Source organism: Petrachloros mirabilis (assembly GCF_975968855.1).
The window spans coordinates 1-11,548 of the sequence record NZ_CDLUDY010000101.1; the positions used below are offsets into that span (position 1 = coordinate 1).

Here is an 11,548-nt window from a genome sequence, read left to right on the forward strand (position 1 = left end):
AGGCCGGCATGTCCTTCTTGATCCCTTCGTCATCGGATACGACCTCAAGCACTTGCCCGAGGTTCAGTTCCTTGATCTTTTTTGACGTCATGATGATCGGCATCGGGCAGAAATACCCGAGCGTATCGAGCTTTACATCCGCATGTATCATCGATTGAACTCCTGGTACATGGTGAGAGGCCTTCGCCAATAGGGAGAACATCGCCCCTCTAACCTCAGACCTCTCGCCTTTCAGATGAAGAGATTCACGCTACCCTGCTTCGCTTCTGCAAGATAAGTCGTGACCCCTGCAAATTGATCAATCCCCTCAATCAACGTATCCTTGGTAATACCCATGAGTCCCATCGTCGTGGTGCAGGCGATAAACCGCACACCGAGATCCAGCGCGGTCTGCATAAGCTCCGGGACACCAGGCATCCGGTTCTGTTTCATGACCGTCTGCATCATCTTGGTCCCGAGTCCACCGAAATGAAAACGAGACAGCGGCAGGCTCTCGGCGCCTCCCTTGTTCAAGACGCCAAACATCCGCCGCAGCCAATCCTTCGCGGAACTCGTGGCACCCTTCCTCCGGATTGTATTGAGGCCCCAAAAGGTAAAAAACATCGTCACTTGCATTCCCATCGCCGCCGCACCCGTCGCAATAATAAACGCGGCCATGGCTCGGTCTAAATCCCCGCTGAGCAGAACGATCGTGACTTTTTCCGGCTTCGAGGCCTGAAGATCGGCTAAGGCAACCGCTGGATCCATTTGTGTCGTCGTCATGGTGCCCCCATCTCTGATCAAGGTTGCAGGAATGAGGTAATTTGCAACAGTTTTTGACTATAGTCTCCGCCTCTTTTTCATGTCAAGAAAAGGGATAATAGGGGGCAGAGAACCCGGCCGGCCGCTTCCTCTGTCTGAGAATAGAGAGCTATTGCGGGGAAGACCCTATATATCCGTTCGCTCCCGTGCTTGACGCGGTTGAACCCTGTCGTTATAGTCACGTACGCGATACAACAGCAGTTCGGGCTAGTCCTCTTTCGTACCCTCTCCCCTCTATGAATTCAGAGTTAATTACGGAAATCAAACCGTCGAAAAGTGCCCCCCTCCTCGGGTTCTGGTATCCGGCTTGCCGGAGCACCGACCTCAAAGCCGGGAAGATCAAGGGCACCGTAATGCTGGGACTCCCGATTCTCGTCTGCAGGACTTCGAGCGGTGAGGTTGCTTCGATGCGCGATATCTGTCCCCATCGTGCCATGCCGCTCTCCTTTGGTCAGATGCGGGACGACTGTGTGGAATGCCCGTATCATGGTTGGCGCTTCGACAGCAAAGGCCGCTGCCGATCCATCCCCGCTTTGATAGAAGGATCATCAATCCAGCCTGACAAAATCGGGGTGACAACCTATCCATGCCGTGAACGGGACGGGTACATCTGGGTGTTCATCCCTGATCCGCAACACCCGAATCAGGCGGTTCCTGAAATCCCTCCGCTTCCCTTGCCATCATCTCCCTACCGGATGATTCAAATATCGGCGGTGCTGGACTGCACGATCGACGACGGGATTGTCGGCCTGATGGACCCGGCCCACGGCCCCTTCGTGCATCAAAGCTCCTGGTGGCGCACTCAGGCGAGCATGCATGAAAAGGCTAAAACATTTGAACCGATTCCAAACGGCTTCCGCATGGTCCCGCACGCACCATCGAAGAATAGCGGCCCTTACAAGCTTTTGAATCTGTTCTATGGTGGGCCGCTCACGACGACGATCGATTTCGTGTTGCCCAACCAGCGTTTCGAATTTGTGCAGTGCGGCAGCATGTTCGTCTCCACCAGGGCCACCGTCACTCCGACAGCCGATCAGCAATGTCGCATCGATTTCTGCGCCGCATGGAACGCATTGAGCTGGCTTCCATTTTCAAAAACCCTCTTTACCTACTTTGCCAATATCTTCATGAAACAGGATAGACAAGCTATGGAACGTCAGGCAGTGGGACTGCGTTACAAGCCGGCACTTATGTTGATCGACGATGCCGATACTCCAGCCAAGTGGTACTACAAACTGAAAGCCGCTTATGTGGCATCCGTACAAACCGGTCAGCCGCTGGAACATCCTCTTAAAGGCCGGGTGACCCTCCGCTGGAAAAGCTAGCGCATGCGGAGGTGTGCGGGACGGCTAATAACCCGACAAGAGCAGACTCATTGCCCGGCGAATTTGCGCACGCGACCCGAGCAGCACGATGATATCCCCAGCCTTCAGTTTCGTTTTAATCGATGGATTAGATTCCGTCACGCCGCTCCTCGTCAGCGCGATCACAGAGGCCCCTGAGCGAGGCCTAATCGAAAGATCCGCAAAGGTCTTCCCCACCGCTGGCGAATCATCGTCGATCCGGCAGGTTTCGACTTCCGCGTCCGTGAGTGTCCCTCCGCGAAGATGGTGAGCCAGTTCAGGCAACTCGCTACGCCGGAGCAAGGCATACCCTTCCCTCCGCACCTGTTCAGCCTTCCTGGTTATAAACTCCTGCGGCAGATTGTATGTCCTCAGGACCAACGCGAAGATTTCGATCGAGGTTTCGAATTCCTCCGGCACTACGTCGTCGGCTCCCAAATCATGCAGTTCTTGCAGCTCACGCAGATACCGTGTCCTGACGACGATTCTGATTTTCGGATTGAGCCCCTTGGCTACCTGAACCGTGCGCCTCGTAATAAAAGGATCTGAGATCGCGACAACCAACACCTTGGCGTCCTCGATCCTCGCGTGATGGAGCACGTTGGGATTCGTGGCATCTCCAAAATAGATGGGCACTCCGTGCCGCGACTCACGGCGCACCGTGTCTCCGTCGAGATCGAGAGCCACGTAGGGAATTTCCGTTTCGCCCAGCACACGAGCGAGGTTCCTTCCGTTCAATCCGTAGCCGACGATGATCACGTGGTCTTTCAGACGGATATGCTTTCCTTCGACCTGAAGCACATGAGCCTCCGTCCGACTTGGAAGCCAGCGATGGAGTCGCTGAACGGCTTCGACACGACGGGCTACGGAAGGAGACCATTGCATTAAAAACGGCGTAACGATCATTGAGAGGACTGAAACGGCCAGAAATAACTGATAAGGGTCCCCTTGGAGCAAACCGCTGTCCTGTCCTTGTTGGGCTAAGATGAAGCTGAACTCTCCTACCTGGGCCAATGCCACGCCCACCATGACCGCTGAACGGGGAGGTATACCCACCGCGAGAGATGCACCAAATCCTGCGACAAATTTGATCAAGAGAATGGCCAGCAGGAGAGCTGGCACCAACAGCGGATGGCCGAGCAAAACCCGCCAATCCATCAAGATCCCGATCGATACGAAAAACAGGCTGTTGAAACTGTCTCGAAAGGGCAGCACTTCAGCCATGGCTTGGTGGCTGTATTCTGACTCTGAGATGATCAATCCGGCTATAAATGCCCCAAGCGCCAACGACAATCCGCCCAACGACGTCAACCAAGCGATACCCAGGCAGAGCACAATGACCGTCAGAAGAAATAATTCGCGGCTCCTGCTGCGGACGATATGCTCCAAGAGTTTCGGAACGGCGTACCAGGCAGCTGCGATTACGAGCCCAACGACCAAGATGGACTCGCCCAATGTATAGAGAATCGGTAAGCCGGCTCCATCAGTCTGACTGGCCAAAATTGGCGTAAGCAACATCATGGGCACGACAGCAAGATCTTGAAAAATAAGGATGCCGATCGTCGCGCGGCCGTGAACCGAATCGCTGTCGCCCTTGTTGGCAAGGGCCTTCAAAACAATCGCTGTACTGCTGAGCGAGAACAGGAACCCCCAGAAAATCCCCTCTCGCCACGTCAACCCCACCACAAGCGCTCCAAGCCAGGCGACAAGTAATACGCCTCCAACTTGTAGAGGCGCTGCGATAAACAGCAGCCGGCGCAGGGAAGCCAATTGGACGAGAGAAAACTCGATGCCGATCGTAAAGAGCAGGAGCACGACGCCGATTTCCGCCAGTACTTGAACTATAGCTATGTCCGATATGAGATTCAGTCCGTTTGGACCTATGAGCGCACCGGCGACCAAGAAGCCTGCAATAGACGGAAGGCGGAATTGATGAAACAGGAAGACGACGGCGATGGACACCGCGAAGATGATGAGCAGATTGCCGAGCACATTGTAATCGGTCATGGGAGAATTCTTCGAGCTCCTAACCTCTTACGCGCTCACCCTTTACGAGCGCAGTGCGGAGGATACCCCACCGTGAGGAATCGAACAAGGCACGACTGCTTGTTGCAGCTTCTCCAGTCCAGTACAGTAAAGTGTGCAACCATGATCAAAGCCATCATTTTCGACTTCAATGGCGTCGTTGCCGACGATGAAAGCCCGCACATCATCTGCTTTCAGCAGGCACTTGCCGAGGCAGGCTTGCATCTAGCCAAAGACGAATACTACGGCACATACCTGGGGATGGACGAGCGAACATGCGCAAGGATGCTCCTCACCGCTCGCGATGGAAGTTGTGATGAGCAGCTGCTGTTGCACATCGTGCAGAGGAAGGCCGATCTATTCCGCACCCACACGGCACTCCACAAACCGGTGCTTTTCCCGGGAATTGTTGAGTTTGTGAAAGAAGCAAAACGCCGATATCGAATCGCCATAGCGTCCGGCGGCCGACGAGAGCAAATCGACGCGGCGCTAGCCGGAACTCCCATCGAACAGGACTTCGAGCTGGTTGTGTCAGCAGAAGATTGTCCGACCGGGAAACCTGACCCCGCGATCTATAGTTTAACCTGCGAACGACTCAATACCGACGCACCTGGTGCACCCCGGATCGAGCCGATGGAATGTTTGGCTGTAGAAGATTCCCTCGCCGGCATCCGTTCCAGCAAAAGAGCCGGCATGTACGTCCTTGCATTGGCCACGACTTATCCTTCTGATAACCTTCGCGAAGCCGACTATGTTCTTCCAAACTTAGAAGCCAGCACCTTGGCTGACCTGTTCCTCAGAATCGATCAAATCGGCCAGCAGAGCCGATTTTCCCCCTCAAGCCCGATTAGCAGGACCCCCCTCCAAAGGTGAATAGACGCATTCAGCGCCGCTGGCATAGGGTGTCAGCAGCCTTGGGGTTGCTCGAAAACATCAGGTTTGCGATGCGTTATTTCATACAGCATCACTGGAGGTACATTATGCGGCCACAAACATTCTTCTCATTGGTCGCGGCAACCGCGCTCGTCGTCCCGTTGAGCACGGCATTGGCCGATACGGAAATAACGGAAAACTTTGATCCCGTCCGGATGTGGGAATGTACCCAGGCGGACGGCACGTCGATCTATACAAACAAGGAACGTTCAGGCTGCAAGCTCATGGACCTCAAGCCCCTTTCCATCGTCCCCTCGCTAGACAATATGCCGACCCACCGTCCTGCTGCAGGCACGATTCCGTATCACCGGACTCAGCCCGGCTTGACCGGCGTAGAGCAGAATGTGCCCGATTGGGCGCAGGATTGGCACGCAAGCGTGGCATCATCAGGGTCCCTGCAAGCGCAGATCTGTTCGATGTACGGTGAATGGCTGAATATTAACCAGAAAACACGCGGTGGCTTTGCGTTCGGATCGGATCCTTCGTACGGGGGAGACCTGACAGCGCAGAATCAGCGCGGCCCGAGCTACTCGTTCTACGACAACAGCCGCTATTTGACCTTGTCCAAAATTTTCGGACAAGGGTTCGTACCTATCGGTTGTCCCTAAGCGTTCTTATATCTGAATGGGGGATCGGGGGCTTCAGGATGCAAGAATCCTGGGGCCTCCGTTATATTTTGTAGAACTTCCGATACCATTCCACAAACCGCGGAATCCCAACCTCGATCGGAGTGGATGGTGTAAATCCGACATCACGGGTAAGATCATTGATGTCGGCATAGGTCGCAGGCACGTCGCCGGGCTGAATAGGCATCAGTTTCTTTTCCGCCTTCATACCCAATGCCTGTTCCAATACCTCGATGAACCGCAACAATTCGATAGGCTGGTGGTTCCCGATGTTATAAATCCGAGCCGGTGCCGAACTGGTACCTGGATCCGGTTTGTCGCCCGACCATGCAGGATCCGGTCCGGCTTTGTGGTCGAGCGTTAGAAGGACACCTTCAACGATGTCGTCGATGTAAGTAAAGTCACGTTGCATTTTCCCGTTGTTGAAGACTTCGATTGGTTTCCCCTCCAAGATCGCTTTCGTGAAAATAAAGAGGGCCATGTCAGGCCTTCCCCAAGGCCCGTAGACCGTGAAGAACCGTAACCCTGTGCATGGGATACGATACAGGTGGGCGTAGCAATGGGCCATCAACTCATTGGCCTTTTTGGTCGCGGCATAGAGTGAGACCGGATGGTCGACGTTGTCGTGAATCGAAAACGGCATACGGGTGTTACCGCCGTAGACGGAACTCGAAGAGGCATACACGAGATGCTCGACCTTCCGATGGCGGCAGCCTTCAAGAATGCTCATGAAACCTTCGATGTTGCTGTCCGTATAAGCGTGGGGGTTGACGAGCGAATAGCGTACGCCGGCTTGCGCGGCAAGGTGTACAACCCGGGTGATCGGGTACTCCTCGAAGAGATCCCTCATCCCCTGGCGATTCGCTAGGTCCAGCTTGATGAACTGAAAGCCGTTCGCCGGCATCAATTGGGCTAAACGGGCTTCTTTGAGACGGACATCGTAGTACTCGTTGAGGTTGTCAAGTCCGATCACCTGATCTCCCCGAGCCATCAACCGTTTCGCTACGTGAAACCCGATGAACCCGGCCACGCCGGTCACGAGCGTCAGCGGAATTGTGGTCATAAGCTGTCCTCGTTGGTGAGAAACCGTGCAGGTTAAACCCGGCCGCCTGCCTTCATGAAGGCCGGGTCACCGTACTCGGCACGGTACAGGTTCAACGGCTCCAGGGCACTTCCCGTGGACTTGACCTCGACCCCTCCATCACTGGTCCCCCGGTACACATCGAGAGCCCGCGCATAATGATACCCGCATGATAGGGGCGAGAGAAGGTCTTTCAGCTTTTCCGGCGGTTGCCAATGGGCGGTGAGGAGCGCGGTTCTGGCCGGATTACGGTGGCTGAACATGAACGAGAGGTGATCCGGATACCAGTCGGCACCGCCTGTCGCGTAAGAAACAAACAATCTGGCCTTCGCGGTGGCACAGAGTTCTGCCAAGTATTCATTCGTCAAATACCCGTTTTCACCGACGTCGAGCCACTTTCCGGGATTAGACAAAGGAGCATGAGCAGCAAGGCTCCGGATTTCCAACAATTGTTGCTGCGAAGCCAAAACCAGAGGGATCGGTCCATACTTATCAACGATCCGCTCGATGATGTGCTCCTTGAGCGCCGACTGTCCTTCATTCGTCGGTCCGCTATCCGCATGGACAAGGACGTTATACCCGCGATCGCTGATCAGGTAGCAATTCCTCGGCATCTCCAAGTCGCAGGGATCCTCCCCATAGAACGGCACCGAGACGACCGTGCCTCCTTCAAACGGCCAAGTTTCTCCATGGGCCAATTCCACGATTCGTCCAAATCCCAATTCACGCAACAGCGAATGGTAATCGTAGAAGAGCTTCTTCTTATTGCGCCGGCTGGGGATGATGATCGGCGTCTCTTTGGGCAAATGAAGCAACGTCCGCGGATCCACGTGATCATCATGATCGTGCGTCAAGAACACTGCCGCGGGCTTGGGGAGCAGCGAACCCCACAATGAAGGCACAGAGGACTCGGCAAACCAGGGCAGCAGCCACGGGTCGAAGAGAAGGACATGATCCCGTTGGCGATAGAGCAACGCCGCGTGGCCTAAATGTACAGTATCCCGATCTTGTACGATCTCGAACCAATGTTTCCGCGTGGTCGACTCGGGCGAGGTACGAAGGCATTCATACTGATATAACGATTCCATCAGCCTTATAAGTACCGATTGGGCTTCACGCGGTGCCGAGGTTACGACCGTCTTAAGCTCGTCGGTCTGGTGGGTCCCATCCAACATGCCGAGAACCTTCCCTACCATCGGACCGAGATGACGCTGATCGAAGCCAATCGGAATAGCCTGCCGTTTCACCGAGTGGAAAATGCGAAGCCCGCCGTTTGTAACCGTCGACGACTTCGTCGGATCGGTCGGAAATTCCCACTGGAAGGAGCCGTCCGGCTTGCGACCACACTTGATGTGCTGCTTCAAATACGGCCGTGCATTCACCAACTCCGCATACGCGTCTTCCAAGCGCCGCTGCCGATCAGGGTCGTCAAGGGCTGCCCGCTTGGAAAAGACGTCGCTGATGGCTGTATCGATGGAGCTGGCAAGGAGGCTATGGGCTTCGTGCAGACAGGCAACGACTTCGGGTGCGACGCCGGCCACAAAAGGAAAAGGCCCCGGCGCTTCGCCGCTCTCCAACTGCACCCAACACCAGGGGGCGAGACTGACATAATGATTTCTTGGGAGGCTATCCCAGATCTTCATGAAATCCAGCAGTAGGAAGGAATGGGCGCGACAACTAGGGACGGTGTATTTTTCATGTCTTACCTTTCACCCATTCGAGCTTGCTGATTGTCGGTTCATACAGAGCTTGAATGACATTGCCGTCCGGATCAGAGAAATAAAACGAATAGCTCCCGTCTCGATGCTGTTTGAGGCCTTTTAAAATCTTTCCTCCCATCGAGGCAAGCGTCGGCGCGATCTCCTCGTACATCCGATCCACAGCCTGAGGACTATCAACTATGACACCTACGTGATCCAACAACTGCGCAGCCGGAGTCCGATAGACAGGCAGTTCCTCCGGAGACACTTGGTGCAATGCCAGATTGTCCGATCCGGAACTGAAATACACGTTGTCGGGATCCGGCTGCCAGACGACCTTCATGCCGAGCAACTGCTCATAAAAGGCCTGCGAACGGGGAAGGTTTGTCACCTTCAAAGCAATATGCCGGAAACCACGGTGCGCTGGAACGCTCATTTCTCCCTCACGTCCCGTATAGTAGGGGACCTCCGGATCTCCGTCAATTCGAATTTCGCCGGAATGATCAAGCTGCGAACAGGTTGATCGCTGTGGTACGATGTCGATTATTTGACCAAAACCAAGGAGCCTTTCATGCGATTCGGCTTGATACGGTACACCGTCCTCACTATCGCTCTCATCAGTCCCTTGAATAATCTTCAAGCGGCAGATTCCGCACCCTCCACCAAGGACGGAGCCCCGATGATCTTGATTCCGGCCGGCTCATTTCCCATGGGCGTGCCGGCAGGCGATCGCGACGGCGGGAGAGACGAGTATCCGCGACATGCAGTTCATCTGGATGCTTACTACATCGATAAGTTCGAAGTGACAAACGCCCGCTATCTTGAGTTTGTAAAAGCCACCGGGCACCGTATCCCTCAAAATCCAAACAATCCCACCAGAAATCTTTGGCAAGGCGACGCTATCACGGAAACGATCGCCGATCGCCCTGTGGTGAACGTGGACTGGGCTGATGCGGACGCCTATTGCCGCTGGGCCGGCAAGCGTCTCCCGACGGAAGCGGAATGGGAAAAGGCCGCTAAGGGCAACAACGATTGGCGATTTCCATGGGGCAATGTCGAGCCCACCAACAAGCATCTCAACTACAATCAGCGTTGGATCGGAGAAAAGACCTTGATGCCGGTCGGGAGCTACGAAGCGGGTAAGAGCCCTTATGGAGTCTACGACATGGCCGGCAACGTCTTCGAATGGGTCAACGACTGGTACGACGCCCATTACTATGAAAAGAGCCCGGCCAAGAACCCCAAGGGGCCTGAAACTGGAAAGGGGCGTGTCCTTCGAGGGTCCGGCTGGCAGGTTGAAACGCCGACTGTCAGGATATTTACGCGCATCGAAAGCGATCCCGGCATCAGGAACGAGTCAACCGGCTTCCGGTGCGCTCATAATGCGAAATAATCATTTGCGCTGAGTAACTTTTTATCGTCATGGTAGAACCGTGGCATGAACGGCTCGGACCAAACGGATCAACTCAGGACGAAGACGAAACAGTTTGCAATCGGAATCCTCAAGCTGTTCGGCACTCTCCCCAAGACCCCTGAACTCAGCGCGATTCAAACACCGCTCGTAAAGTCGGCCACCACGCTGGCCGTCAATTGCCGAGCCCTCGCGCGCGCCTGGTCAGAAGACGAATTCCACCGTAACCGGAATCTCGCCTCGGGAGACGCAGACGACTGCGTCTTTTGGCTCGAACTGCTGGCCGCAGCAAGCCCAACCCAGGATCAATCCATCCAGCCTCTTCTGGAAGAGGCATCGGAAATCCTCGCGCTCCTCTCGATCTGCTGCGAACCGGATAAGCCCTCTGCGACAGGCCACCCTCAATCTCAAACGCCCCAAACTCCGTTTCCCGAAGAGCCTCGTCAGCCCCCCACGCTGCCAAAAGATTTTCATGGGCTGCGCGTGTTGTCATTCGAAAGCCGCATGGCTGACGAAATGACGCGGCTGATCGAACGGAACGGAGGCCTCCCGTTGGTTGTCCCTGCTCTGCGCGAGATTCCGATCCCTCTTCAGAACAATGGCAGCGTCTTCCGTTTCGGCGTGAAACTGATTCTCCAGCAAATCGACATCCTGATCTTAATGACCGGCGTCGGAACCAAAGCCTTGCTCGAGGTCCTGCAAACCCGCTATCCCTTGGCCGAACTTATTGAGGCCCTGCGCAAGACGATCATCGTCGCCCGAGGCCCGAAACCCCTCGCCGCCCTCAAAGCCATCGGCGTGGAAGCCAAGATCACCGTGCCGGAACCCAATACGTGGCAGGATGTGATCGCCACGCTGGACTATTACCGTCCCGTACGCGGGCTGAGGATCGCCATTCAGGAATACGGCACGTCCAATCCCCAGATTATCGAGGATCTCACCACGCGGGGGGCCGAGGTGTTCGCCGTGCCTATTTATCGGTGGGCCCTCCCGGCGGACACAGGCCCGCTCAAGACCGCCATCGCAGAAATTCTGCAAGGCACGATCGACGTCTTGCTCATCACCAACGCCGCGCAGATCGACCATGTCATGCAAGTCGTCGAACAGGATGGCGCGGTCGAACCGTTCAAAGAGGCCTGCCACAAGCTCGTGCTCGCCTCCATCGGTCCCACCGCCAGCGAACGTCTCAAGCACTACAATCTCCCCGTGGACTTTGAGCCCTCTCACCCCAAGATGGGCGTGCTGCTCAAAGAATTGAGTGCGCAGGTGTACGCCCTCCGACAGGCCAAGCTGTCGTTGCCTTCCACCGGGGATTCCTAGAAACAGCAAGGGCGGGATGCCTTGCGGCACCCCGCCCCGCTGAGACGCTCGGCCTCGCTGTCGCTTACAGCCAGGTCACGCGTTCGGCCATACCAAGCTCGCTCGACCCGGCGCACTCATCATGGTGTGCGACGGGATGAACTCCACCCGTAAGGGGTGGGAGCCGGTTCACCGGCCCCCACCGTCTCACGGCCGCGATCTTACAACCAGGTGACCCGTTCTGCAGGTCTGATGTAGATCGGCTCTTCGACCTGAATGCGCGCCACTTCCTTGCCCGACTTGTTGAAGCCCAGCACGGTATCGTTGTA

Annotated in this window: 11 protein-coding genes; 5 read left to right on the top strand and 6 right to left on the bottom strand. The window is 55.6% G+C overall.

From position 1 onward, the window contains the following. On the bottom strand, nt 1–202 hold a 202-nt coding region (locus tag ACWVCN_RS04105; protein WP_455244246.1), incomplete at its 3' end, for a sulfurtransferase TusA family protein. 29 nt (nt 203–231) lie between these two features. Continuing rightward, a complete protein-coding gene (locus ACWVCN_RS04110) occupies nt 232–762 on the bottom strand; it encodes a DsrE/DsrF/DrsH-like family protein (RefSeq protein ID WP_455242472.1) in 531 nt (176 codons plus the stop codon). A 275-nt stretch (nt 763–1,037) separates the two neighbouring features. Between ACWVCN_RS04110 and ACWVCN_RS04115 the strand changes: the two genes are divergently transcribed. Next, the gene (locus ACWVCN_RS04115; RefSeq protein WP_455244247.1) at nt 1,038–2,126 is read left to right on the top strand and encodes a Rieske 2Fe-2S domain-containing protein; all 1,089 of its coding nucleotides are present in this window, start codon (nt 1,038–1,040) and stop codon (nt 2,124–2,126) included. Between the two features lie 24 nt (nt 2,127–2,150). On the opposite strand, the gene ACWVCN_RS04120 is transcribed toward ACWVCN_RS04115, so the two are convergent. Continuing rightward, complete coding sequence (locus ACWVCN_RS04120) at nt 2,151–4,151, bottom strand: cation:proton antiporter domain-containing protein (protein WP_455244248.1); 2,001 nt, start codon at nt 4,149–4,151, stop codon at nt 2,151–2,153. A 141-nt stretch (nt 4,152–4,292) separates the two neighbouring features. Here ACWVCN_RS04120 and ACWVCN_RS04125 point away from each other — a divergent pair, with 141 nt between their 5' ends. Then, a complete protein-coding gene (locus tag ACWVCN_RS04125; protein WP_455244249.1) occupies nt 4,293–5,042 on the top strand; it encodes an HAD family hydrolase in 750 nt (249 codons plus the stop codon). Nucleotides 5,043–5,149: 107 nt separating this feature from the next. Further along, nucleotides 5,150–5,710, top strand: coding sequence for a hypothetical protein (locus ACWVCN_RS04130; protein ID WP_455244250.1), 561 nt, complete (start codon nt 5,150–5,152; stop codon nt 5,708–5,710). A gap of 61 nt (nt 5,711–5,771) precedes the next feature. On the opposite strand, the gene ACWVCN_RS04135 is transcribed toward ACWVCN_RS04130, so the two are convergent. Genes ACWVCN_RS04135 through ACWVCN_RS04145 form a run of 3 tightly spaced genes read right to left on the bottom strand, consistent with a single transcriptional unit; the run spans nt 5,772 to nt 8,945 of the window. Next, complete coding sequence (locus ACWVCN_RS04135; protein ID WP_455244251.1) at nt 5,772–6,791, bottom strand: NAD-dependent epimerase; 1,020 nt, start codon at nt 6,789–6,791, stop codon at nt 5,772–5,774. A 32-nt stretch (nt 6,792–6,823) separates the two neighbouring features. Beyond that, entirely contained in the window at nt 6,824–8,452 is a 1,629-nt protein-coding gene (locus ACWVCN_RS04140; RefSeq protein ID WP_455244252.1) for an MBL fold metallo-hydrolase, read from the bottom strand. 52 nt (nt 8,453–8,504) lie between these two features. Then, on the bottom strand, nt 8,505–8,945 hold the full coding sequence (locus tag ACWVCN_RS04145) for a VOC family protein (protein ID WP_455244253.1): 441 nt from the start codon (nt 8,943–8,945) through the stop codon (nt 8,505–8,507). A 135-nt stretch (nt 8,946–9,080) separates the two neighbouring features. On the opposite strand from ACWVCN_RS04145, the gene ACWVCN_RS04150 reads away from it, so the two are divergent. Then, nucleotides 9,081–9,902, top strand: a complete 822-nt coding sequence (locus ACWVCN_RS04150) for a formylglycine-generating enzyme family protein (RefSeq protein ID WP_455244254.1) — start codon at nt 9,081–9,083, stop codon at nt 9,900–9,902. Between the two features lie 45 nt (nt 9,903–9,947). Next, nucleotides 9,948–11,240, top strand: coding sequence for a four helix bundle protein (locus tag ACWVCN_RS04155; protein ID WP_455244255.1), 1,293 nt, complete (start codon nt 9,948–9,950; stop codon nt 11,238–11,240). The last annotated feature ends 308 nt before the right edge of the window (nt 11,241–11,548 follow it).